The organism is Postechiella marina, assembly GCF_039538365.1.
Taxonomy (GTDB): domain Bacteria; phylum Bacteroidota; class Bacteroidia; order Flavobacteriales; family Flavobacteriaceae; genus Postechiella; species Postechiella marina.
The window spans coordinates 581,066-606,839 of record NZ_BAABCA010000003.1; the positions used below are offsets into that span (position 1 = coordinate 581,066).

Here is a 25,774-nt window from a genome sequence, read left to right on the forward strand (position 1 = left end):
GCTTCTATTTTTCTATTTTTTGCTGATGATATAACTTAGGACGTGCTTCGTTATAATCGCAATCTTGAAAAATTCCGCAAGATGTTGTAGATCGTGCTAAAGACTTACTTGTATCGTTTTTAGATAATGCTGCTATTTCTGGGGTTAAGTATTTCATTTTCTTAATATTTTAATAGATTAATGGGTAGTACAAAATTACACATTCAACCATCTATTTCTATATAATTAGTGTTAAGAATCTGTTATAACTTACAACACATTAACCGTAATATGCAGTTAGCCCTATTACTATTTTACATTCTATTTACCCTAACTGCTTTAAAACATCACAAAAAACGAGCATCTATTACATCTTCATTTTTGAGTTTTACAGCCTCTGTAACCCCAATAACAATTAAATATTGAGACAAACCATAAAGCAACATTAAAGCACTATTTTCATAAAAAAAATTTGGACTATTAAATGTATCTATAGCTGTAATTGCGTCAGAAAAGAAAGCAATAATAACACCAACAAAAACAAAAATAAAACTCTTTCTATCTACATTTCCTTGCCTTAAAAAAGCAAAAATTAAAACCATTAATTCTACAAAGCAATAAATTAGTACAGGTATATAAAACGTATTTAAATTTGGCAATATAAAATACATTACTAGATAACCATAGACCAAAGAAAGGCTTAATAAAGGCAACAGTTTTCCTAATTTAAAATCTCTTTTATTAGAAAAATTTAAAATGTAAAATACTTTAGCCAAAATAAAACATGCCATAGCCAAACTAAAAAACATCACTTGTTCTTCTTTTATAAAAAAGAAATCTCCTAAAAGAAACAGAGATAATGCAATTAGCATAAAAACACGTTTTAACCGTAGCAACTCGGAGTTATTATATAAATAATATAATATTAACAAAACAGTTATTGGCAATTTGGTAAAATACCTAACAAAACCTAGTTCTAGATATATTTTTACATAAGAATCTATCAAAATCATTAAGAAAAAGACTAGAGTAAAGAGAAATTTGTTCTTAAAAAAAGAAATCATACTTAAATGAAAGAGAGTTTATTATGCAATATACATATTCCTACTTAATACCTTAATTAAATTTACACATACTACTCACATCTTTTTAACTCAAAGACATCACATATTTTTTAGGTGTGGTGCCATATTTCTTTTTAAAAGCAGCAATAAAATGACTAGACGTACTGTAGCCCACTTTATGCCCTACTTCGTTAACATTGTCGTTTCCTGCTTCAAGAAGTTTTCTAGCAACTTCCATTTTATAATCAAGTAAAAAACTAAAAACCGAATCGCCATAAATTTGCTTAAAACCTTCTTTAAGTTTCTTAAGGCTAAGACCTATTTCTTCTGAAAGCTCTTGCAAACTAGGTGGCTCTGCCATTCTTGCTATAATAATATCTTTGGCTTTTCTAATTTTAATAACATTAGTCTCGTCCACCAAAAAAGGACATTGCTCTATATCTGCATCTTCGTTTCTATTAAAATAAAGGCTTAAAAGCTCGTAAGCTTTCCCTTTAAAGTATAAGTTTTTTATAGATTGATTTAAATTATAATTAATAAGTTGATTTAAAACAATAGCCATAGACGGTGAAATAACTCCATCTTTATAATATTTTTTATCCTTATTGTCTTCACTTAAAAAAGTAATATAACCTGCTTCTTGAGAAAATAATCCATGAAATTTTTTAATAGATATTAGTATAGAAATAATCCAAGAATTTGGATCTACATGTAAATTAATAGGTAACTCGCGTTGCGGATTATAAAGCAACAATGAGTTCTCTTCAAGAATATTTAATGTGTATCGTCCTTCGTTAAAAATAAAACAACTAGACCCCTTAACACAAAAATGAAATTGTATATAATCGCTATCTATTTCTTTTGCAACAGATTGCACTTGACTAGAGTCATTTTTTAAGGCTAAAACCAAAACACCTTCATCAACTTTTGTTTCATCAAAAGTACTTTTAGCGACATTTTTTCCAATACTTTTTTCTAGATTCATCACTATTTATTTAGATTCATTCTACATTAAGGCGTCAAAATATGCCAAATGCTCCACTAAAATATGACAATTATCATATTTTTGCTAAAAAACGCCCTAAAAAACCAGAAACGATACTAAAAGTTCTTTTAGCGTTATTTTTTTTCTAGCAATACCATGTAGATTTGCTTCACAATTTCAGGTATAAGCATGCACAAGTATAATATTTCTAAAAGTAATTACTTTTATGCCATTGGTTTGAGTTACAAAAAAGCCGATGCAGATATAAGAGGACGCTTTAGTTTGGATGACGACGCTAAAAATGCGTTACTTAATCAAGCTAAAGAAAACGATATAGAAAGTCTTGTTGTTACCTCTACATGTAATCGTACAGAAATTTACGGTTTTGCACAACACCCTTTTCAACTTATAAAACTACTTTGCGACAATACAAAAGGTACTGTCGAAGAGTTTCAAGACGTTGCTTTTGTTTACAAGAATAAAGAAGCTATTGCCCACATGTTTCGTGTTGGTTCGGGTTTAGACAGTCAGATTTTAGGCGACTTCGAAATTATTAGTCAATTAAAAACAAGTGCTAAATTATCTAGAAAACATGGTTTATTAAACCCTTTTATGGAGCGTTTGGTTAATGCGGTAATACAAGCTAGTAAACGCATAAAAAACGAAACCGAAATTTCTTCTGGAGCGACATCTGTTTCTTTTGCTTCTGTTCAATACATCTTTAAAAATATTGAAGATGTATCTAATAAAAACATTTTACTTTTTGGCACAGGCAAAATAGGCAGAAACACCTGCGAAAACTTAGTAAAACATACCAAAAACGAACACATAACCCTTATTAACAGAACAAAAAATAAGGCAGAACAAATTGCTGGTAAATTTAATTTAGTAGTTAAAGATTATGCTAATTTACAAGAAGAAATTAGCAATTCTAATATTTTAATTGTTGCTACTGGTGCACAACGCCCTACTATTGATAAGCATATTATACAAACAGATAAACCGCTTTTAATTTTAGACTTATCTATTCCTAAAAATGTAGATCAAAACGTTGAAGAATTAGACAACGTCTCTTTAGTTCATTTAGATCATTTATCTCAAATTACAGACGAAACTTTAGAGCGTAGAAAACAACACATACCCTTAGCAGAACAAATTATAGAAGAGGTTAATGCAGAATTTATTAGCTGGTTAGAAACTAGAAAGTTTGCACCCACCATTAAAGCTTTAAAACATAAATTAACCGATTTTGCTACCGCAGAATTAGATACACAACGTAAAAAATTATCAGATTTTAATGAAGCTCAGGCATCGTTAATTAGTAATAATATTATTCAAAAAATAACGAATCATTTTGCACATCATTTAAAAGATGATAATGTTTCTACAGACGATAGTCTAGAACTTATAAAACAAGTGTTTCAGTTAGAATCTTCAACAAAAAATGTCTAAAACAATTAGAATTGGCACACGCGATAGCGAATTAGCGTTATGGCAAGCCAAAATAGTACAAAGTCAATTAGAAAAATTAGGACACCAAACAGAACTTGTTCCTGTAAAATCTACAGGAGACATTGTACTAGACAAACCTCTTTACGAGCTTGGTATAACTGGTATTTTTACCAGAACGCTAGACATAGCAATGCTAAATAACGATATTGATATTGCTGTACATTCTTTAAAAGATGTACCTACAATTTTACCAAATGGTATTGTTCAAGGTGCAGTATTAAAACGCGGTAATGTTAGAGACACCTTAGTGTTTAAAAAAAACGAAGAGTTTTTAGGTTCTAGAGACGCCATTATTGCAACCGGAAGCCTACGCAGACGCGCACAATGGCTTAATAGATATCCAACGCACACCATTGTAGATTTAAGAGGTAATGTAAACTTACGTTTGCAAAAACTAGAAGACAACGACGATTGGAATGGTGCTATTTTTGCTGCAGCTGGCATTGGCAGAATTGGTGTTAGACCAGAAGAAGCAATTAACTTAGAGTGGATGGTTCCTGCTCCCGCTCAAGGTGCTATTATGATAACTGCTCTTGAAGAAGACGAAGAAACCAGAGCAATTATTAGCGAGCTTAACCACGAAGAAACAGAAATTTGCACCACCATAGAACGCCAATTTTTAAATAAATTAGAAGGCGGTTGCACAGCACCTATTGGCGCTATTGCATTTATAAAAGAAGACGAAGTTACTTTTAAAGGTGTACTTTTAAGCGAAGATGGCTCTAAAAAAATAGAAGTCTCTCGCGTACAAAAACTAGGCGAACATCACGATTTAGCTCAGTTCTGTGCAGATTTTGTAATAGAACGTGGCGGTAAACGCTTAATGGACAACATTAAATATTCTAACAGAAAAACAAATGTAGTTTCTACAAAATCGTTAACAGACGACCAACGTTTGTTATTCCACGAAAAGGTAACTGTAAAAAGTAACGATTTTATAAAAATTAGCCTTAATAGAATCCCACCACGCATCTTAAAAAACGAAATAGAAAACGTTGTTATTACAAGTAAAAATGCAGTAGAATCTTTAATTACAAACTACTCTGCAATAGAGCTACAGTTTAAAAACATTTACTGTGTTGGTCGTCGTACCAAACGTTTAATAGAAAATAAAATTGGCAAAGTAACACATTCTGAAAAGAACGCTAAAAAACTTGCCAATTACCTTGTTGAGTTTATGGAAGGAAGCAAGGTTACTTACTTTTGCAGCGATTTAAGACTAGATGATTTACCAAATATTCTTGAAGAAAATAACATTGAGGTTAACGAAATTGAAGCTTATCAAACAAAGTTCGACGCTTTAACCGTAGAAGACACAGTAGAGAGTGTTATGTTTTACAGCCCATCTACAGTACAAAGTTATTTAAAAAAGAACGACGGACAAGCCATTGCTTTTTGCATTGGAGAAACTACCGCTATAGAAGCCAGAAAACGCTTTAAAGACGTACGAGTTGCAAAAGTACCAACTGTGGAGAGTGTAATTGAGTTGGTTAATGAGCATTATGTTTAATTACTCAAACTTACTTAGGTTTTCCTGCGAGGTTTTAAAACCTTGTAGGTATTTAACAAATAAAAAACAGACCTACTAGGTTTTAAAACCTCGCAGGTCAACAGAAAAAGATGAGCATAAAAAACGATTTATTTTTAAGAGCATTAAAAGGAGAAACAGTAGAGCGTCCCCCAGTATGGATGATGCGTCAAGCAGGTCGTTATCTTCCAGAATTTATGGAAATAAAGGCTAAATACGATTTCTTTACACGTTGCCAAACACCAGAATTAGCAAGTGAAATTACAGTACAACCTATCCGTCGTTACGGTATGGATGCTGCAATTCTCTTTAGCGATATTTTGGTTATACCTCAAGCTATGAACATCGAGGTACAAATGAAACCGAATTTCGGACCTTATTTACCAAACCCAATTCGTTCGCAAAAAGATGTCGATAATGTTATTGTTCCCGACGTAAAAGAAGCTTTAAACTACGTTTACCAAGCCATTACAGCAACCAAAGAAAAACTAAACAACGAAATACCATTAATAGGTTTCGCAGGCTCGCCATGGACCATTTTATGCTACTGCGTACAAGGTCAAGGCAGCAAAAATTTCGATAAAGCCAAAGAATTCTGTTTTACAAACCCAATTGCAGCACACCAATTGTTGCAAAAAATTACAGATACAACCATTGCTTACCTTAAAGAAAAAGTAAAAGCAGGATGCAACGCTGTTCAGGTTTTCGATTCTTGGGGCGGTATGTTATCGCCAGTCGATTATCAAGAATTTTCGTGGCAATATATCCAACAAATTATCGATGCTTTAAAAGACGATGCACCAGTAATTGCCTTTGGTAAAGGCTGTTGGTTTGCACTTGGCGAAATGGCAAAATCTGGAGCTAGCGCTTTAGGTGTAGATTGGACGTGTTCTGCACGTAACGCACGTTATTTAACCGGCGGAAACATTACGCTTCAAGGTAATTTTGACCCAACACGCCTATTTTCGCCACCAGCAGAAATAAAGAAAATGGTACACCAAATGATTAACGATTTTGGTAAAGACAAATACATTGTAAACCTTGGCCACGGTATTTTACCAAACATTCCGTTAGACCACGCCAAAGCGTTTATCGATGCTGTAAAAGAATACAGAAATTAAAATATTTTGGGCGTTACCTACTTTTTTATGTAACATTAAGTTTTAAAAATCTACTTATTGTAGTAAAAAAGTAGGTCGGGCTTTCGGCAGTCGCTTTTTTGTGTTGCATATACGCAACAACACAAAAAGAGCTTCAACAAATGCCTCAATCCCTAACGCAAAACCAACGTCATGATTAAAAACATTGTTTCAGGAATAAAAGCATATTTCGGTGCTTTCGGTTTAATATCAAAACTAAAACTCTGGAAATACTTTGCTATTCCAATGCTAATTAGTTTAGTAACTGCAATACTCGTTTTTGGTTCAGCCTATTCACTTTCAGACAATATTGGATCCTTCATTTCCAAAATATGGATTTGGGATTGGGGACACGAAACCTTCGCTACAATTAGCAGTTTTATTGGTGGCTTAATCATTCTCGTTATCGGCCTTATTTTATTTAAACACATCATAATGGCATTTTCTGCGCCATTTATGAGTCCAGTTTCCGAGAAAATAGAAACGCATTTAACTGGTAATACAACACATACGCACAGAAACACATCGTTTTCCGAACAACTTTGGCGAGGTATCCGTATTAATGTTAGAAATTTATTGAGAGAATTACTAATAACCCTTCCTATTCTACTCTTAAAATTTATTCCAATAGTTAATATATTTTCAACCATATTACTATTTATGCTCCAAGCCTATTACGCAGGTTTTGGTAATATGGATTATACTTTAGAGCGTCATTTTAAATACAAAGAAAGCGTACAATTTGTCCGTAAAAACCGTGGATTAGCCATAGGAAACGGTATTATATTTATTTTGTTTTTATTAATTCCGGTAATAGGCGTAATTTTAGTACTTCCGTTATCGGTTACAGCAGCATCAACCAAAACCGTTGAAGCGCTTCAACTTAAAAACAAACCTGTTCATGCAGCTTAATTTTGGTTCATATCACATTATTCCTATTCATCCCAAAGACGGATGGACCATCTGCAATTATTGTGTAGCCAACGAAGATAGATTAAAACGCTATTTCCCAAAAACTCTAGAACAGAATTTAACTCCAGATTTATCAAACATTTTTGCAGCAAAAAAAGCAAAACAATTTGAAGCTAAAAAAGAATTTCTATTCACTATAAAAGAAAACGAAACCAACATATTAGTAGGATTAGTTTACATAAAAGAAATAGATTGGAACAAAAAACAAGGCGAATTTGCTTATAGTATTGATTATAATTTTGAAGGTAAAGGTATTATGACAGAGGCCATCAATAAATTATCAGAATATGCCTTTGAAACACTCGGTTTAGAAACTTTGCAAATCATTGTACATAAAACCAATATAGCAAGCCTAAAAGTAGCAGAAAACAATAATTTTACCTGGATAAAAACACTAAATAATGAGTTTACTCCGCCTGGAGAAAACCCATTACATATGGAATTATACGAATTATATAATGAGATTGAATAAGGAATAGTTAAAACGAATTGCTGATTTGACCTGCAAGGTCTCCAAAAACCTTGTAGGTCTCAACCAAAAACACAAAATGAAACTTGAAACATTAGAACAAGGTAACTATTATCACATATTTAATCGTGGCATTAATAGCGAAACGATTTTTAAAAATGAAGGTAATAAAACCTACTTTTTAGGTCTAATGAAAAAGCATTTAGAGGGCAACACCTCTATTTTAAGTTATTGCTTGATGGATAATCATTTTCATTTTTTGTTAAAAATAAATTCTGAAGGTAAAACAGCTAATCAATCCATTTCTAACTTATTTAACGCTTATGCAAAAGCATTTAATAAACAACAAAACAGAACAGGGAGTTTATTTGAAAAGCACTTCCGAAGAAAAAAAATAGCTGACGAAAATTATCTTAAAAATTTAATTTTATACATACATAAAAACCCAGAAAATCATAATGTTGTAAAGCATTTCAAAGATTATAAATTCTCTTCATATGAAAGTTATTTTTTTAATAATGTAAGTTTGATTTCTAATGAAAAATCTTATGTTTTAGAACTTTTTGATGATTTAGATAATTTTGAATATGTGCATACATTAGACCTACAAGGTTTTGAAAACCTCGCAGGTCCTGAGACAATAACTAGCCAGAAACAAGGTAATAACACCAATAAGAAAACAAGCCCTAATCTGCTAGGTCTCGAAGACCTTGTAGGTTTTAGTAACACCAAAAAAATCCAATTGAAAACATCAATGAAAGACAAATTCTACCAATACATACAAAATTTACAAGACCGCATAACCTCAAAACTGGAAACCATTGATGGTAAAGCCAAATTTCAAGAAGATATCTGGAAACGACCAGAAGGTGGTGGCGGACGCACACGTGTAATAGAAAACGGAAACGTTTTTGAAAAAGGCGGTGTAAACATTTCTGGCGTTCACGGTAAACTACCAGACACCATGCAAAAATATTTTGGTGTTGAAGATGCCGATTTTTTTGCCTGTGGACTAAGTTTAGTATTACATCCTAAAAACCCAATGGCACCAACTGTTCATGCCAATTGGCGCTATTTTGAAATGTATGATAAAGACGGAAAAATTGTAGACCAATGGTTTGGTGGCGGACAAGATTTAACGCCATATTATCTGTTTGACGAAGATGCTAAACATTTCCACCAAACATGTAAAACCGCTTGCGATAAGCACAATCCTGAGTTTTACCCTAAATACAAAGCACGTTGCGACGAATATTTTTATAACGCTCACCGCAACGAAGGTCGTGGTTTAGGTGGTTTGTTTTTCGATTATTGTAAAGCAACAGATGATATGACTATGGAAAACTGGTACAATTTTGTAACCGAAGTTGGCGATAGCTTTCTCGAAGCATACGTTCCTATTATAGAAAAAAGAAAAGATTTACCATTTACTAAAGCGCAACGCGATTGGCAAGAAATTCGTCGTGGACGCTATGTGGAATTCAATTTAGTACACGATAAAGGAACACTATTTGGATTAAAAACCAACGGACGTATAGAAAGTATTTTAATGAGTTTACCGCCACATGTGCAATGGGTTTACAATCATCATCCAGAAGCTGGAAGTGAGGAAGAAAGATTATTAGAGGTTTTAAAAAATCCTGTAGATTGGTTAAAATAATAAAAGACAAGACCTGCTAGGTTCTAAAAACCTGACAGGTCTCCAATATAAATCTAGAAAACCCCAAACCATGAATTGCTACTGCGGAAGCCTAAAACTCTACTCCAACTGCTGTGAAAAAGCACATAAAAACATGGCAGAAGCCAAAACTGCAGAACAATTAATGCGTTCTAGATATTCGGCATTTGTAAAAGCCGATGGCGATTATTTGATGCAAAGTCATCATGCTTCAACCAGACCCATAAAAGAGAAAAAATCGATTGTAAAATGGGCAAAATCTGTTGAATGGATTAAATTGGATGTTATAGAAACATCAAAAGGGACAGAAAACGATACCCAAGGCACCGTTACATTTCAAGCTTATTTTTATGAAAAAGGTAAAGTAGATATTATTCATGAAAAATCTGCTTTTGTAAAAGAAAACAATAATTGGTTTTATGTTGGGTTGAGTAAATAACCTAAACAAAAAAAACACCTTAATCGAACTTCACTCTCCTGCAAGATTTCCAAAACCTTGTAGGAATAAAACCTAAGTAATAATATATTATTCTTAAAAGACCTACAAGGTTGAAAAAACCTCGCAGGTCGGGTTATCACTTCCAAACCGTAACCTCTTTCGAAACTTCTTTAAAAGCATTGTAAACATGAAACAATCTAGCTTTTAGAAGCAACCTTCTACCTTCAACCTGTCGGGTAAAAACGAGTTTATTTCTTCCTAAATATTTTGTCCAATACTTTTTAAAAACCAGGGCATTTTCTTTCTTATTACCAAAAATTTCAGGAACTGGATAAAAGTTTTCTGTCTTCAATCTTTTTCTGAATAAATTAGTCTTAATTATTAAGTATCGTGGCGAATCTATAGCGTCTAAAACCTCTATCAATGCTTTTGAAAACAAAGCGTTCTCATAATTATTAGCACCAACCAAACTACAAACCACATCGCCTTTATTTACACGTTGTGCAACCACTTCAATATTTTGAATATTGGTGTTTAAAAACTTCAATGCATTTAAAGTATCAAGTATAGTTAAACCTATTTTACGAATCCTTTTATGCAAATATCCGTAACGTAAATAGAGCGAAACTGCTTTGTATAATTTGTAACCAAATCTAAAAATAAAAGCACCCAAAAACGCATAAATAAAATACGAAAAACCACGACTAATTATAAGCTGTACACCTTCAAGAATAAATTCGAAATAAAACCATATAATGGTTAGCGATAATTCGGCTACAAAAAAGCGAACTACATCAAAGAAGTAAACCTGCTTTTGAGTTTCAAATGGTTTTTCTCCGAGATGTAATAATTTAACTTGTTTGGTTAATTTGGTTCCGCTGCCAATGGATACTTGCCATTTTTTGGTTATTAATGGCCTCTGACTTGCTTTTTCTAAGGTTTGATTATTAAGTTCCGAAATATCATCAACCAAAATAGTTTCAGGAAAGTTAAGACGGTCGAAACCATTAGAGATAAACGGAATTGTGGTGTTTGTTACGCCAACAAAAGCCTCAAATCGTCGTTTTAGAATATCAACTTCGCGTCCGCCATCGGTTGCTGTCGGGTCAACGCAAGCTAAATGCCACACATTGCCTGTTTTATTTGGTTTATCGGCATCCTTACGAATGGCGCGACCTCGCATTTGGTTAGAAGACACAAAAGAACCCACGAAAGACGCCAAAATTAAACTGTTAATTGATGGCGCATCCCAACCTTCGCCTAACAACGATTTGGTACCAATTAAAACCTTAATAGTTCCGTTTTCGAAAAGCTGAGTTAATATTTCTACTATAGATTTTTCAACTTTACTTTTTGGGCTTACTTCTAAAAATGCTTCATCATGATCTAAAGCAACGAATGAAAAATTATGGAGTGGCTCAATTTCCGCGAAAGCGTTTAAAATTGATTTATGGATAATAACAACGCTACCGGTTAACACAGCTAAATCTTCGTTATGCGTGCAATAGTTTTTTACATATTGAAAAATGGGTAAAACCCCAATTTTATTAATAGTTTCAATATCTGAAAACGGTGTGTTTAAAAACTCTTTCCGGATGTAATCGGTTAAAATAACACAACTTAAATTTGTACCTAAGGATGCGCTTTCTGCCGAAACAATATCAACAATACTTTTTAATTTACTTGGGCTATAAGCCAAGGATTTATAAAGCAACTGCTCGCCAACAAAATTGACTTGGTTTCTTTCAAAAACGTTGAGTTTTCGTAAACGCTTCTCTAAAGTTGATAGATAATGTTCATCTTCAATTAATTGTTCTCTATCGGTAACCAATAGGTTTTGAAGTAAAATTTCTAACCATTCTAAATTCAGCTCCGGGAACTCAATACTTTCATCTTTATAAAACCCTAGAATCTCTAACTTTTCTTGTTCAATGGCTATTCCGCATGCATTTAAAAAAATTAAAACAGACGAGAAATACGATGTGCTTTTATAAATAGCATCTAAATGCGTCTTAGGATTTTTATAGAACCTATGATTTTGAAGGAAAACAATAAACGTTTCATCTTGTAACAAATCGTCTTGGAACTGTGCAATTTTCCTTCGGTAATCCACAATAAAATTAATTTCTAAATCGTTGGGTTTCGAGAAATACACGAAATCTTGATGCGGACTCAAATCGTTTTCCTTAACCAAATCTGGCACCGCAATTTCATCATCTACTTCCCCACAAAGGGTAAAATATTTTGTGAGTTCGGTTCTGCTGCTATCGTATGGTGGTGTTGCGGTAAGCGCAACTGTAAAAAACGAATTTCGGTTTTTTAGAGCCATTAAACAGGTCCACCATGCGCTTTTTAAATGGTGCGCTTCATCTAAAACAACGGTTTCTATTTGGTGTTTTTCAAAGAATTTAAAATAGTCTTCTTTATCTTCAAAAGACTTGTAAAACGCATGCAGCGATTGGTAGGTTGAAAACGTAACATCGCTAGGCGATTTTATATCGAATGAAAAGTTTTTAAAACTCGAATTTTTAGCAAAAAATTCTTGAAGTCTGCTTTCCCATTGATTTCGAATGGTTAAAGTAGGTGCTAAAACCAAAGTTTTTTTACCTAATCGTCTTAAAATCTCGATACCTAAAATGGTTTTTCCTGATCCTGGCGGAGCTATAACATGAAAATGATGATCGGAAATATGACTATCAAAATGTTTTAAAAGCGTATGCTGATAACTTCGCCACGGAAACTTAAATTTTAAAACACTCAGGGATTCTAGCAATACAAAATGGGTTTTATTTTTGAACGCCTTTAAACTTTTTATGTTTCCTAAAAAATGTCTGAAATTCGTCCATACTTCGTTATTTTTTTATGTGTAAAGTCAATATGCATCTCTAAAAATGCCTAATCTGAACAAATTTCAATTCATTTTCGGTTAAAAATAAAAAGTCTAAATGAGTTCATTAACTTTGTATTTGATAAAAGTAACAAAAACTATGTATCCATTACGAAGAAATAGAAGATTAAGAACCAACGAAGCTATTCGTGCTTTAGTTCGAGAAACCGTAATTACGCCAAACGACTTTTTAGTGCCGCTTTTTGTAGTGGAAGGAAAAGGTATAAAAGACGAAATTCCGTCGATGCCAAATTACTTTCGTTACAGTTTAGATTTGCTTGAAGGCGAAGTAAAAGAGCTTTGGAAATTGGGGTTAAAATCAGTTTTACTTTTCGTAAAAGTGCCAGATAATTTAAAAGATAACCAAGGTAAAGAAGCCTTAAACCCTAACGGACTTATGCAACGCGCTATTAAAACCGTTAAAAATGTGTGCCCAGATATGTTGGTAATGACCGATGTAGCTCTAGACCCATATTCGGCTTACGGACATGATGGTATTATTGAAAACGGACAAATTATAAACGATGAAACTGCTGAGTTTTTAGCAGAAATGAGTGTGTCTCATGCTACTGCTGGAGCCGATTTTGTAGCACCAAGCGATATGATGGACGGTCGTATTTTAACCATTCGCGAAGCCCTGGAAGATGAAGGTTTTATTAATACAGGCATCATGAGTTATTCGGCAAAATATGCATCGGCTTTTTATGGTCCTTTTCGTGATGCCTTAGATTCTGCTCCTGTGGATTTAGTAGATATTCCGAAGGATAAAAAAACATATCAAATGGATTTTGGCAACCGTTTTGAAGCCATTAAAGAAACCGAAATGGATATTGATGAAGGCGCCGATATTGTTATGGTAAAACCAGGTATTTCTTATCTTGATATTGTAAGAGATATTAAAGAAGAAGTTGATGTTCCTGTTGCTGTATATCAAGTTTCTGGCGAATATGCCATGATAAAAGCTGCTGCCGAAAAAGGTTGGCTAAACCACGACCAAGTGATGATGGAAACTACAACCGCTTTTAAACGTGCTGGCGCAGATATTATAGCAAGTTACTTTGCTAAAGATGTTGTTAAACTTATTTCTTAACTTAGCATAAAACTTAAACACCTCAAATGGCTTTACTCCTTTTTTACGGAATTATTTCAATATTCTTTTCATTTTTATGCTCCATACTAGAAGCTGTGCTATTAAGCGTTACTCCAACTTTTATTAATGTTAAAAAGAAAGAAAACAAAGCATACGCCGAAGATTTAGAAGCTCTAAAAAAAGATGTAGACAGACCACTAATTGCAATACTTACACTTAACACCATAGCACATACCGTTGGTGCCATTTTAGTTGGTGTACAGGCAAAAGTAGCTTATGTAGAATTATACGGATCAAAAACTATTTCTGTATTTGGCATTGCTTTTACCGAAGAATTAATGGTTGCTGTTGTATCTTCTATAATGACCCTTTTAATATTGGTAGCCTCAGAAATTATACCAAAAACCATTGGAGCAACCTACTGGAAAGGCTTAGCTAATTTTACAACAAAAGCTTTAAAAATATTAATATTTCCATTAAAATGGACGGGTATTTTATGGTTACTGCAATTAACAACAAAACTAATTGGTGGTAAAGGCCACGGTAGTGTTTTAAGTCGCGAAGGTTTTTTGGTTATGGCAGATATGGCACAAGAAGAAGGCTTATTTCAAGAATCGGAAAGTAAGGTTATAAAAAACCTTTTAACTTTTAAAGATGTTAGAGCCAAAGATGTTATGACGCCTCGAACGGTTATGAAAACCGAAAACGAAACGACTACTGTTGAAACTTTTTTTAATAAAAACCTTAACTTACGTTTTTCTAGAATCCCACTTTATACAGACTCTGAAGACAATATAAAAAGTCTTGTTTTAAAAGATGAAATCTATAAAGAAATGGCTTTGGGCAATGGCAATAAAAAATTGTCTGAACTAAAAAGAGATATTATTATAGTAGATAGAAATATTGCTATACCAACGCTTTTTGAAAAACTTATTGAAACCAAAAACCATATGGCTTTGGTTGTGGATGAGTATGGTACTGTAAGTGGTATTGTAACCATGGAAGACGTTATAGAAACACTTCTTGGCCTAGAAATTATGGATGAAAGTGATAATGTATCAGACTTACAAGTACAAGCTAGAAAAAATTGGGAATCTCGCGCTAAAAAATTAGGTATTTTACAAGACGATAATAAAAGCCTAGATTAGTAAAATGGAAACATGCATTATCAACTCGCCTTTAGGTTTCACTAAAATAGTTGGTGATGTTAACGGTATTGCATCGGTAAGCGTATTAAATTCTCAAGAACAGCTAACAGATATTATTCCTGTTGAATTAGAAGATTGCGTTATTCAGCTTAACGAATATTTTGAAGGTTCTCGCAATCAATTCAATTTAAAACTAAATCCGCAAGGCACAAGTTTTCAAAAAAAAGTATGGAAAGCGCTTGAGGCTATTCCGTACAACAAAACCATATCTTACTTAGAGCTATCTAAGCAATTAGGCGATGTAAAAGCTATTAGAGCAGTTGCAAATGCCAATGGAAAAAACCCAATTTGGATTATCGTACCCTGCCATCGTGTAATTGGCAGTAATGGCAGCTTAACAGGGTATGCTGGTGGTTTACACCGTAAAAAATGGCTTTTAGAACACGAAAACCCATACAAACAACAATCTCTTTTTTAAAAATATGTACAGAACTCTTTCTAATATAGCAAAGCGCTTTTTTACAGAAGCCCAAATATACAAACATGGTTTTAACTTATCGCCCATGTATAGGCGTTCTACAGGTAGAGTTATTGAAGTATCTGGAGACTTATTGTATGTAAAAATTAAAATTCCGATAAGTTATAAAAACAGAAATTTTGTTGGTTCTATATTTGGTGGTAGTCTGTTTTCTGCAACCGATCCTATTTACATGATTCAGTTAATTAATATTCTTGGCGATAACTATGTTGTTTGGGATAAGGATGCAACCATAAAATACAAACGTCCTGCACGAGAAGATGTTTTTACCGAGTTTATTTTTACAAACGAAGACATAGAGCACATAAAAAAACAAGTATCAGAACATGGAGAATACAACCTAGTAAAAACTCCAAACATTGTAAATAAAGATGGTATTACCATAGCAGAGCTGCACAAAACAATGTATGTAGCCGATAAAAATTTCTATAAAGAAAAACGCAAACAAAGGGCAAATAAATAGTTCTTCAATAAGAATTTGCTATATTTAGTAGTTATAAACTATTTATAATGAAATTTCTTAAAAAACTATTTAAATTTTTAATTATCCTCTTCGCAATAACAATTGCACTTCTCTATATTACAGATACAGACTATCTTATTAAAGCAGTACGAACCATTTATTTAAAAGGACACACTACAGCATTTTTAGAAGACTATAAAAACTTTGAAAATGGAATTGTGGAAAATGGAACACCACAACCTTGGCCAAATCATAAAGACTACAATTTGGCTGAAGAAACCGAAAATCTTAAAAAAATTAATAAAACCAACGGAACCATTGCCTACGTTATAATTAAAAATGATAGTATTTGGTTCGAGAATTATTACGATGGTTTTAACGCTAATTCTCAGTCTAACTCGTTTTCTATGGCAAAAAGCTATGTATCTGGTTTAATGGGTAAAGCCATTCAAGAAGGGTACATAAAAAGCTTAGACCAGCCCGTAAGCGATTTTATACCAGAGTTTAGCAAAGGCCTAGCTGCAAAAATGACAGTTGGCCACCTATCTAGCATGGCGTCTGGCACAACTTGGGATGAAAAATATTACTCACCGTTATCTATAGTTACACGTGCTTATTTTGATGATGATTTAGAAAAAGTAATGCTAGGCTTAACCATGGAAAAAGAACCCGGTAAAAGCTTTAAATACTCAAGCGGAGATACACAAATGCTTGCTATGGTTATTGAGAAAGCTACCGGTAAAAAATTATACGATTATTTAACCGAAAGCTTCTGGAAGCCTTTACAATCTGAAAACCCAACGCTTTGGCAAGTTGATAGTGAAACCCATGATTTAGTAAAAGCTTACTGCTGTATAGCGAGTAATGCTAAAGATTTTGCGCGCTTTGGCAAACTTTACAAAGACCACGGAAAATGGAATGGTAAACAAATTTTAGACTCTACTTTTATAGCCAAATCGTTAAAACCTGTATATACCGATGGCCAAATGTATGGCTATGGTTGGTGGTTAAAAACCATTGGCACAAAAAACTTTTTTATGATGCGAGGCCATTTAGGTCAATATGTTATTGTAGAACCAACAGACAATGTAATTATAGTTAGACTAGGACATTCTAAAGGAAACAACAATAAAGTTGGCCAATTTACAACCGATATTAATACGTATATTGAAGAGGCTTATAAAATGTTAAATAAATGATATCGAAAATAAATCTTGAAAACATATTATTTTTAGATATTGAAACGGTACCTGAAACTCAATATTTTTCTGATTTAGATGAAGTAAAACAAGAGTTATGGGCATCGAAAACGCAATATCAAAGAAAAGACGAGTACACACCTGAAACTTTTTACGATCGTGCTGGTATTTGGGCAGAATTTGGAAAAATTGTTTGTATTTCGGTTGGTTATTTTAGTTTTTCTAGAAACGAAAGGCATTTTAGAGTAACCTCTTTTTACGGAGACGAAATTAAAATATTAAACGATTTTAAAGCACTTTTAAATTCTCATTTTAATGAAGCCAAACATTTACTCTGCGCTCACAACGGTAAAGAATTTGATTTTCCATACATTGCTAGGCGCATGATTATTAAAGGCATAGAAATACCATACAAACTTAATTTATTTGGTAAAAAACCATGGGAAGTTCCGCACCTAGATACTTTAGAGCTATGGAAATTTGGAGATTATAAAAACTACACTTCGCTTAAACTACTAACCAATGTTTTAGGTATTCCGTCTCCAAAAGACGATATAGATGGCAGCGAAGTTGCCCGAGTTTATTACGAAGAAAATGAGGTAGAAAGAATTATTGTATACTGTGAAAAAGACACTATTGCTGTAGCTCAAATATTTTTAAGACTACGTGGTGATGAGTTATTAGACAACGAAGAAATTATTCATATTTAAATGAAAGAACATCCAATATTAAATATAAAAAACCTTTCTATTTCTTTTGGAAAAAATAAGGTAATTCATAATATTTCTTATTATTTAAATAAAAATGAAATACTTGGTATTGTAGGAGAATCGGGTTCTGGTAAATCTGTGTCATCATTAGCTATACTTGGGCTTTTACCTTCAAAAATATCAAAAATAAATTCTGGTAGCATCACTTACAATAACCAAGATTTAACACAGCTCTCACCAAAATTATTTAGACAAATTCGAGGTAAAAAAATAGCCATGATTTTTCAAGAGCCTATGAGTTCTTTAAATCCATCGATGGTTTGTGGAAAACAAGTTGCAGAAATTTTAAAACAACACACAAGTCTTAATAAATCTGAAATTAAAAAAAACGTTTTATCGCTTTTTAGTCAAGTAAAATTACCAGATCCTAATCGCGTTTTTAAATCTTACCCACACGAAATATCTGGCGGACAAAAACAACGGGTAATGATTGCTATGGCTATCGCTTGCAAACCCGACATATTAATTGCAGACGAACCCACAACTGCCCTAGATGTAACCGTACAAAAAGATATAATTGCCTTACTTAAAGAGTTACAAAGCAATACCAAAATGAGTATTATTTTTATAACTCACGATTTGGCATTAATATCAGAAATTGCAAATCGTGTTTTAGTTATGTACAAAGGTAATATTGTTGAAGAGGGCGAGGTTTCTAAAATATTTAAAACACCTCAACACAACTACACAAAAGCTCTTATTAATTCTAGACCCTCTTTAAATGTTAGGCTAAAAATTTTACCAACTATTCAAGACTTTTTAAACAATACTATTTCTGAAGACATTATTACTAGAGAAGAACGCAAAGCAAAACACGACATTTTATATAGCAAACCACCATTACTAGAAGTAATAAATATAGAGAAGGCATACATTTCTAATTCGGGGTGGTTTAAAAAGCCAGAATGTTTTAAGGCTGTAAATAATGTTAGTTTTAAACTTTACGAAGGCGAAACATTAGGTTTAGTAGGCGAATCTGGCTGTGGAAAATCGACCTTAGGAAATGCCATTCTTCAATTAGACAAAGCAACTGCAGGACACATTTTATATAAAGGTGAAGACATTACAAAACTTTCTAAATATGATATTAGAAAACTAAGAAAAGACATTCAAATTATTTTTCAAGACCCTTATTCGTCACTAAATCCAAGAATTCCTGTGGGGCAAGCTATTATGGAGCCTATGATGGTTCACAATCTTTATAATTCTGATAAAGAAAGAAAAGAAAAAGTAATAGAAATTTTAAATAGAGTTGGACTATCTGAAGGTTATTTTAATCGCTATCCGCATGAGTTTTCTGGCGGACAAAGACAACGCATTGGTATTGCTAGAACTATAGCTTTAAAACCTAAACTTATAGTTTGCGACGAATCGGTCTCTGCACTAGACATTTCTGTACAAGCACAAGTATTAAACTTGCTTAACGAATTAAAGGAAGCCTTTGGTTTTACATACATTTTTATATCGCACGATTTGGCGGTAGTAAAATATATGTCTGATCAATTATTGGTGATGAATGCAGGTAAAATTGAAGAATTAGATGATGCCGATATTATTTACAACACTCCTAAAAAAGAATACACTAAAAAATTAATTCATGCTATACCCAAAGGGTTATAGCATGAATATTTTTTTGGTTAGATAAACTAGACTTTTTACAAAGTTTGCATTATTACGAATTGTTTCGCGAAATTTACTCACTTCAAAAGAGGCTTGTTCAGGTAGATTTGGTTCCATAGTCGTAGGTTAAGATTTATGGTAGATTTGGGAAAATCTATATTATTAATTGGTTTCTTTGGGCATTGTAAATATATAACTCTTTTTAATAAAATCAGCTTAAAAACAAAATTAATCGATAAAATGCAGGTTATTTTAACATTTATGTATTTTTTGAAGGTTTTAACCTACTTAAAGTGTCATTTCTGGAATATCACCTTCAACAATTAACGTTCCTTCTGTTGCTTTTTTAATATCGTCTACCAATACATTTGGAGCACGCTCTAAAAGTTTAAAGCCTTGCGGTGTAACTTCTAAAACAGCAAGGTTAGTTACAATCTTTTTAACACAACCAACGCCAGTTAAAGGCAGAGAACATTTTTTTAAAAGTTTAGATTCGCCACGTTTATTAGTATGCATCATAGCTACAATAATATTTTCTGCACTCGCAACTAAATCCATAGCACCACCCATACCTTTTACCATACGACCAGGAATTTTCCAATTGGCAATATCTCCGTTTTCTGCTACCTCCATAGCGCCTAAAATAGTAAGGTCTACATGTTGCCCACGAATCATAGAAAAACTTAAAGCAGAGTCGAAAAAACTAGCTCCTGGTAGTGTTGTTATGGTTTGTTTTCCTGCATTAATAATATCGGCATCCTCTTCTCCTTCAAAAGGAAAAGGCCCCATGCCTAAAACTCCATTTTCACTTTGAAACTCGACTTCTATATCGTTACGAACATAATTTGCTACTAAAGTTGGAATTCCTATACCTAGATTAACATAGTAACCATCTTTAACCTCTTTTGCTATACGTTTTGCTATACCTATTTTGTCTAACATAAATACTTTTCTTATTTGTTATTCCTGCGAAAGCAAGAAAGAGAAATTATTAATTTTTAGTTCTTACCGTTCGTTGTTCTATACGTTTTTCGTAAGTTTCACCTTTAAAAATACGTTGTACAAATATGCCTGGAATATGAATTTGGTTAGGATCTAACTCTCCCAAAGGCACTAACTCTTCAACCTCGGCAACAGTAATTTTTGCTGCACCACACATGTTTGGATTAAAGTTTCGTGCTGTACCTTTAAAAATTAAATTACCAGCTTCGTCACCTTTCCATGCTTTTACAAAAGCAAAATCTGCTTTAAAAGCATGTTCTAAAACATACATTTTACCATCAAACTCTCTTGTCTCTTTTCCCTCGGCAACCTCTGTACCATAACCAGCAGGCGTAAAAATAGCTGGAAAACCAGCTTGTGCAGCACGACAGCGCTCGGCTAATGTACCTTGCGGAATTAACTCGACATCTAACTCGCCAGAAAGCATTTGACGCTCAAACTCATCGTTTTCGCCAACATAAGAAGATATCATTTTTTTTATTTGACGTTGCTGCAGCAGTAAACCCAAACCAAAATCGTCTACACCTGCATTATTAGAAATACATGTTAAACCAGACACTTTTAATTTAACTAGCTCTGCTATGGCATTTTCTGGAATGCCACTTAGCCCAAAACCACCAAGCATTAATGTCATATTATCTAAAACTCCTTTTAAAGCTTCTTTTACACCAGACACCTTTTTATTAATCATAGTATTTTCGTTTATTCTACCATAAAATTACGAATAACTTAATAAAAAGTCGAAAATATTAACAATAAAAAAACCATTCTTTTCAGAATGGCTTAAATATTAGAATATGTTAAAACGAATTATTAAATAAATCCTTCTAAATCATCAGGAGATTCGTTTTGTTTATCTTCTTTATCTTCTTCTTCCTTATTAACCTTTGTACAATCTACATTAATAGATAAGTCTACAGGTTGTTGAAAATCGGCTTTAGAAATATTTAAATGTTTATCTTGGTAACAACTTTTCATATAAACACCCCAAATTGGTAGCGCCATAGATGCTCCTTGACCATAAGTAATACTTTTAAAGTGCGCTGCTCTATCTTCTGCACCAACCCAAACACCTGTTACAAGATTTGGCACCATACCCATAAACCAACCATCACTTTGGTTTTGCGTGGTTCCTGTTTTACCCGCAATAGCATTTGTAAACCCGTAAGGGTAACCGGTAATAATTTCTTTATAAATACCAGAAGAGGGCATCCAAGTTCGCCTAAGCCTAGCTCCAGATCCTTCTGTGGTAACACCTTCCATTAATTTAACTGTTACATAAGCAGTTTCCTCACTTAAAACATCTCGCGTTTCTGGAGAAAATTGATATAAAATAGTTCCGTTTTTATCTTCAATAGTAGTAACCATTACAGGTTTAGTATAGACACCTTTATTAGCAAATGTAGAATACGCACCAACCATTTCGTAAACACTTAAATCTGGCGTACCTAATGCTATAGATGGTACCGGAGGAATATCTGATTCAATTCCTAATTTTCTAGCCAACTCTACAACAGGTTCTGGCCCCACTTTATCCATTAACCTTGCGGTAATGGTGTTAACCGAATTTGCCAATGCATTTTTTAAAGTTCTAGAACCACCATAATCTGTATCTCCATTTGAGTTACTAGGACACCATGCTTTCGGGTTTCCAAACTTATTAGCTTCTATACAAAATGGTGTGTCTGGTAGCTCGTCGCAAGGCGATAAATGCAATTGATCTATAGCTGCAGAATATACTAGTGGCTTAAAAGTAGATCCCACTTGACGCTTTCCTTGTTTTACCATATCGTACTGAAAATGACGATAATTAACACCACCAACCCATGCTTTAACATGACCTGTTTGCGGATTCATAGACATCATACCTGTACGCAAAAACGACTTGTAGTAACGCATAGAGTCTATAGGTTTCATTATAGTATCTATCTCTGAAGGTTTACCATCTTTCCATGCAAAAACCGACATTTCAATTGGCTTATAAAACGATTTCTTTATGGTTTCGTCATCAATTTTTAAATCGTATTTCATGTGTCTCCAACGCTCTGATTGCTTTATAGAACGTTGCATTAAAGTATCTATAGCACCTTTAGTTAAATCTAAAAAAGGAGCAGTAGGATTACGTTTTGGTGTATTTTGCACAAAAAATTCGGCCTGTAACCTAGGCATATGCTGTTGTACTGCATCTTCTGCGTATTTTTGCATACGAGAATCTATAGTGGTGTATACCTTAAGACCGTCGCTATTAATATTATATTTTGTACCATCTGGTTTAGGATTCTTTTTAATCCAATCTTTCATAAACGAACGTAAGTATTCTCTAAAATAAGTTGCCATACCTTCGCGATGCGATTCTGGTGTATAGCGTAAATCTAGTTCTGTTTTTTGAAGCGAATCTTTAAGCTGAGTAGTTATGTACTCATACTTTTCCATCTGAGCTAGAACAACATTTCTTCTCTTTTTAACTAACTCGGGACGTCTTCTAGGGTTATATAAAGAAGAGTTTTTAAACATACCAACCAACATTGCCGATTCTTTAATATCTAAATCGCTAGGTTCTTTTCCAAAGTAAATACGAGCAGCACTACGAATACCATCGGCATTATTTAAAAAATCGTAAATATTAAAATATTGGGCTATAATTTCTTCTTTGGTGTATTGACGCTCTAAACGCGTAGCGATAATCCATTCTCTAAGTTTTTGAGACAGCTTCTTAATTATGTTAGCCTTTTCTCTTTTATGAAATAATTGCTTTGCTAATTGCTGCGAAATAGTACTTGCTCCTCCATTTTTACCCATAAAAGCAATAGCCCTTAAAGTTCCTCTAGCATCTATACCAGCGTGATCATGAAAACGTGCGTCTTCAGTAGCAATTAAAGCGTTAACCAAATGCTTTGGTAACTTACTATAATCTACAGGTGTTCTATTATCGTTAAAGTAAAATTTACCCAACGTAACACCATCTGCAGAAATAATTTCTGTTGCTAAATTTGTTTCAGGATTTTCTAGCTGCGTATGGTCTGGCATTTCGCCAAGCCAACCCCAACCTGCCATTAAAAATATTAGTATTACACTAAAAAGACCTCCTAAAAATAATATCCAAAACCAACGAACGTATTTTGAAAAGGTGTTAACTACTGGTGCTTCTTTTTTTGTTTTTGCCATGTACTTTGGGTTAATACGTCTCGATTATTTTATCGCGAAAGCGTTATTAAATCGATTTGACATTTTAATTATTATTAATGTTTTCTATTCTAAATCCTATATCTGTAATACCTTCAAGCTCTACTACACCATTTACTTTCCCGTTTTCTCGCATAGCATGTTGTATATTAACTTTGTAATTACCAGATTCTTTAAAAATTACCTGTTCTTTATACCAAAGTTTATTTTCTTTAATATCGGTTAAACCCGAACCTAATAGTTTACCCGTTGGGTCTGCCATTTTATACTCTAAAGTATCTTTTATGGTTTTACCATGCGGAAATTCCATTTCTACAATTAAAAACAAATTACTGTACTTGTAATTATTTGTGTTTCTAATGTTAACAAACAAATTGTAAGGTTTTATAGAGTCTGGAGGGACAACGTTAAAACTTATAACGTTGTCTTTATGCCATTTATTAGGAACCGACTTATAAATATCGAAAACTTGATTAGAGTCGCAAGACGATAGCACTACAGTAAAAATTAAAAAAAATAATATGCTATTCTTTAGTGGCATTTTTATTGTTTTGAGGTTTTGGCTTTCTTCGGTTATTATTTTTCTTCCTGTTATTAAGGTTGTTTTGATTAGGATTCTTTTTAGCTGGAGCATTTTTGTTAGCTTGCCCAGGTTTTTGATTTGGATTTCCATTTGCTTTTTGTCCACCTTTTTGACTTGGAGTTCCTTTTTGATTTGGAGTTCTCTTTTGATTAGGCTTGTTTTTTTGATTTGGATTTCCTTTTGCTTTCTGTCCTCCCTTTTGATTACCCTTACGTCTATTATTTCTACGTTTATTATTAGGTTTTGGACTATCGAAACGTGTTAAACTATCTTGGCCAACAACATTTTCGAACTCTACCTTGGTCTCTTCTAGTAGATCTGAAGCGTATTCTTCAAGGCTTGCAACTTTTTCGTTTTTTTTATTTAAACTAATAATTTCGTTGGCTTGTACCGTTGTTATTTTATGCCAATTCATCCATTCGCCTTCGTAAGCATACCACATATGCCCTTTAAAAATGTCTGTTTTTTGGCAAACCGCTGTTCCTTTTTCAGTTCTTAACTTAACATCTGTTTTTGGAAAACTTTTTAGCGCATCTAAATAAGTGTCTAACTCGTAGTTTAAACAACATTTTAATTTTCCACATTGACCCGCTAATTTTTGTGGGTTTAATGATAATTGTTGGTAACGTGCTGCCGATGTGCTTACCGATCTAAAATCTGTTAACCACGTAGAACAACATAGTTCGCGACCACAAGAGCCAATACCTCCTAGTCTTGAAGCTTCTTGACGAAAACCAACTTGTTTCATTTCTATTCGCGTTCTAAACTCGCGAGCAAACACTTTAATTAATTCACGAAAATCTACACGCTCTTCTGCGGTATAATAAAAGGTAGCTTTACTGGCGTCTCCTTGAAATTCGATATCAGAAATTTTCATTTGCAATTTTAAATCTATTGCAAATTGACGTGCACGCACCTTCATCGGTTCTTCTTTATCTCGTGCTGTTTGCCAAATATCTATATCCTTTTGACTTGCTTTTCTATAAACTTTTAAAATATCTTCTTCTTTTTGAGAAATATTTTTACGTTTCATTTGCACACGCACCAATTCTCCTGTAAGGGTAACCATGCCTATATCGTGCCCAGCTTGAGCTTGGGTAGCTACAATATCTCCTATACTTAAGGTTAAATTTTCTGCGTTATGATAATATAGCTTTCTTCCGTTTTTAAAACGCACTTCTACCCAGTTAAAAGGTTTTTCGCCATTAGGCAACGACATGTTAGATAACCAATCGAATACCGTTAATTTATTGCAACTATCTGTACCACAAGTACCATTATTTTTGCAGCCTTTTGGTGAGCCGTCTTTAGTTGAGCAACTTTGGCAAGCCATATGTTTTTATATATTGATTTCGATTAAAACTAAGGTTTTATCGAAAGAAGGTTCATAATTAATTTAGATTTTTGCAATAGCAAAAACGCCAATAAAAGTAGGTTTTGAAATCGAGTTTCAAAATAATTTATCGACGTAAAGATAAGATTATTATAAAGACTAAAAAACAAAGAATTTTTTGAAGCCTAATTAA

The 25,774-nt window shown here is 33.3% G+C and carries 23 protein-coding genes and 1 pseudogene; 15 read left to right on the forward strand and 9 right to left on the reverse strand.

The features are described from left to right. Nucleotides 1-4: 4 nt before the first annotated feature. The 3 genes from ABD715_RS08925 to ABD715_RS08935 all read right to left on the reverse strand — a co-directional run bounded on the left by ABD715_RS08925 (nucleotide 5) and on the right by ABD715_RS08935 (nucleotide 2,028). Complete coding sequence (locus tag ABD715_RS08925; RefSeq protein WP_344787824.1) at nucleotides 5-157, reverse strand: hypothetical protein; 153 nt, start codon at nucleotides 155-157, stop codon at nucleotides 5-7. A gap of 169 nt (nucleotides 158-326) precedes the next feature. Beyond that, entirely contained in the window at nucleotides 327-1,043 is a 717-nt protein-coding gene (locus tag ABD715_RS08930; protein WP_344787825.1) for a lysoplasmalogenase family protein, read from the reverse strand. Nucleotides 1,044-1,128: 85 nt separating this feature from the next. Further along, entirely contained in the window at nucleotides 1,129-2,028 is a 900-nt protein-coding gene (locus ABD715_RS08935) for a helix-turn-helix transcriptional regulator (RefSeq protein ID WP_344787826.1), read from the reverse strand. A gap of 189 nt (nucleotides 2,029-2,217) precedes the next feature. Between ABD715_RS08935 and hemA the strand changes: the two genes are divergently transcribed. From hemA to ABD715_RS08975, 8 genes and pseudogenes are all read left to right on the forward strand, one after another. Beyond that, complete coding sequence (gene hemA / locus ABD715_RS08940) at nucleotides 2,218-3,480, forward strand: glutamyl-tRNA reductase (RefSeq protein ID WP_344787827.1); 1,263 nt, start codon at nucleotides 2,218-2,220, stop codon at nucleotides 3,478-3,480. Next, nucleotides 3,473-5,050 (forward strand): hydroxymethylbilane synthase, encoded by a 1,578-nt coding sequence (hemC, locus tag ABD715_RS08945; RefSeq protein WP_344787828.1) that lies wholly within the window; start codon nucleotides 3,473-3,475, stop codon nucleotides 5,048-5,050. Before hemA ends, hemC begins: the two co-directional genes overlap by 8 nt. Nucleotides 5,051-5,160: 110 nt before the next feature. After that, entirely contained in the window at nucleotides 5,161-6,189 is a 1,029-nt protein-coding gene (gene hemE / locus ABD715_RS08950; protein ID WP_344787829.1) for a uroporphyrinogen decarboxylase, read from the forward strand. 171 nt (nucleotides 6,190-6,360) lie between these two features. Beyond that, a complete protein-coding gene (locus ABD715_RS08955) occupies nucleotides 6,361-7,119 on the forward strand; it encodes an EI24 domain-containing protein (RefSeq protein WP_344787830.1) in 759 nt (252 codons plus the stop codon). Beyond that, entirely contained in the window at nucleotides 7,109-7,651 is a 543-nt protein-coding gene (locus ABD715_RS08960) for a GNAT family N-acetyltransferase (RefSeq protein ID WP_344787831.1), read from the forward strand. Before ABD715_RS08955 ends, ABD715_RS08960 begins: the two co-directional genes overlap by 11 nt. A gap of 76 nt (nucleotides 7,652-7,727) precedes the next feature. After that, nucleotides 7,728-8,078: pseudogene (locus ABD715_RS08965) on the forward strand (transposase); the annotation flags it as partial. A gap of 324 nt (nucleotides 8,079-8,402) precedes the next feature. Continuing rightward, on the forward strand, nucleotides 8,403-9,308 hold the full coding sequence (hemF, locus tag ABD715_RS08970; RefSeq protein WP_344787902.1) for an oxygen-dependent coproporphyrinogen oxidase: 906 nt from the start codon (nucleotides 8,403-8,405) through the stop codon (nucleotides 9,306-9,308). A 70-nt stretch (nucleotides 9,309-9,378) separates the two neighbouring features. Then, nucleotides 9,379-9,765, forward strand: a complete 387-nt coding sequence (locus ABD715_RS08975) for a YchJ family protein (RefSeq protein ID WP_344787833.1) — start codon at nucleotides 9,379-9,381, stop codon at nucleotides 9,763-9,765. Nucleotides 9,766-9,901: 136 nt separating this feature from the next. Here ABD715_RS08975 and ABD715_RS08980 read toward each other — a convergent pair whose 3' ends face one another. Beyond that, the gene (locus ABD715_RS08980) at nucleotides 9,902-12,538 is read right to left on the reverse strand and encodes a DEAD/DEAH box helicase family protein (RefSeq protein WP_344787834.1); all 2,637 of its coding nucleotides are present in this window, start codon (nucleotides 12,536-12,538) and stop codon (nucleotides 9,902-9,904) included. A 214-nt stretch (nucleotides 12,539-12,752) separates the two neighbouring features. On the opposite strand from ABD715_RS08980, the gene hemB reads away from it, so the two are divergent. From hemB to ABD715_RS09015, 7 genes are read left to right on the forward strand one after another with little or no spacing between them, the layout of a single operon-like run. Next, on the forward strand, nucleotides 12,753-13,742 hold the full coding sequence (gene hemB, locus ABD715_RS08985; RefSeq protein WP_344787903.1) for a porphobilinogen synthase: 990 nt from the start codon (nucleotides 12,753-12,755) through the stop codon (nucleotides 13,740-13,742). A 26-nt stretch (nucleotides 13,743-13,768) separates the two neighbouring features. Then, on the forward strand, nucleotides 13,769-14,890 hold the full coding sequence (locus ABD715_RS08990) for a CNNM domain-containing protein (RefSeq protein ID WP_344787835.1): 1,122 nt from the start codon (nucleotides 13,769-13,771) through the stop codon (nucleotides 14,888-14,890). Nucleotides 14,891-14,894: 4 nt separating this feature from the next. Further along, on the forward strand, nucleotides 14,895-15,368 hold the full coding sequence (locus tag ABD715_RS08995; RefSeq protein ID WP_344787836.1) for a methylated-DNA--[protein]-cysteine S-methyltransferase: 474 nt from the start codon (nucleotides 14,895-14,897) through the stop codon (nucleotides 15,366-15,368). Nucleotides 15,369-15,372: 4 nt separating this feature from the next. Then, a complete protein-coding gene (locus tag ABD715_RS09000) occupies nucleotides 15,373-15,891 on the forward strand; it encodes a DUF4442 domain-containing protein (protein ID WP_344787837.1) in 519 nt (172 codons plus the stop codon). Nucleotides 15,892-15,938: 47 nt separating this feature from the next. Continuing rightward, nucleotides 15,939-17,090, forward strand: coding sequence for a serine hydrolase domain-containing protein (locus tag ABD715_RS09005; RefSeq protein ID WP_344787838.1), 1,152 nt, complete (start codon nucleotides 15,939-15,941; stop codon nucleotides 17,088-17,090). Next, nucleotides 17,087-17,800: a 3'-5' exonuclease gene (locus ABD715_RS09010; protein WP_344787839.1), complete on the forward strand. Its 714-nt coding sequence runs from the start codon at nucleotides 17,087-17,089 to the stop codon at nucleotides 17,798-17,800. Before ABD715_RS09005 ends, ABD715_RS09010 begins: the two co-directional genes overlap by 4 nt. Continuing rightward, complete coding sequence (locus tag ABD715_RS09015; RefSeq protein WP_344787841.1) at nucleotides 17,801-19,480, forward strand: ABC transporter ATP-binding protein; 1,680 nt, start codon at nucleotides 17,801-17,803, stop codon at nucleotides 19,478-19,480. It abuts the gene before it with no gap. Between the two features lie 288 nt (nucleotides 19,481-19,768). Here the strand turns inward: ABD715_RS09015 and ABD715_RS09020 are convergent, their stop codons facing one another. From ABD715_RS09020 to ABD715_RS09040, 5 genes are all read right to left on the reverse strand, one after another. Next, the gene (locus ABD715_RS09020; protein WP_344787842.1) at nucleotides 19,769-20,422 is read right to left on the reverse strand and encodes a 3-oxoacid CoA-transferase subunit B; all 654 of its coding nucleotides are present in this window, start codon (nucleotides 20,420-20,422) and stop codon (nucleotides 19,769-19,771) included. A 49-nt stretch (nucleotides 20,423-20,471) separates the two neighbouring features. After that, a complete protein-coding gene (locus ABD715_RS09025) occupies nucleotides 20,472-21,173 on the reverse strand; it encodes a CoA transferase subunit A (protein WP_344787843.1) in 702 nt (233 codons plus the stop codon). 122 nt (nucleotides 21,174-21,295) lie between these two features. Further along, nucleotides 21,296-23,647, reverse strand: a complete 2,352-nt coding sequence (locus ABD715_RS09030; RefSeq protein WP_344787845.1) for a penicillin-binding protein 1A — start codon at nucleotides 23,645-23,647, stop codon at nucleotides 21,296-21,298. Nucleotides 23,648-23,711: 64 nt separating this feature from the next. Beyond that, complete coding sequence (locus tag ABD715_RS09035) at nucleotides 23,712-24,206, reverse strand: gliding motility lipoprotein GldH (RefSeq protein ID WP_344787846.1); 495 nt, start codon at nucleotides 24,204-24,206, stop codon at nucleotides 23,712-23,714. Continuing rightward, the gene (locus ABD715_RS09040; RefSeq protein WP_344787847.1) at nucleotides 24,190-25,581 is read right to left on the reverse strand and encodes a PSP1 domain-containing protein; all 1,392 of its coding nucleotides are present in this window, start codon (nucleotides 25,579-25,581) and stop codon (nucleotides 24,190-24,192) included. The genes ABD715_RS09035 and ABD715_RS09040 overlap by 17 nt, the downstream gene beginning before the upstream one ends. Between the last annotated feature and the right edge of the window lie 193 nt (nucleotides 25,582-25,774).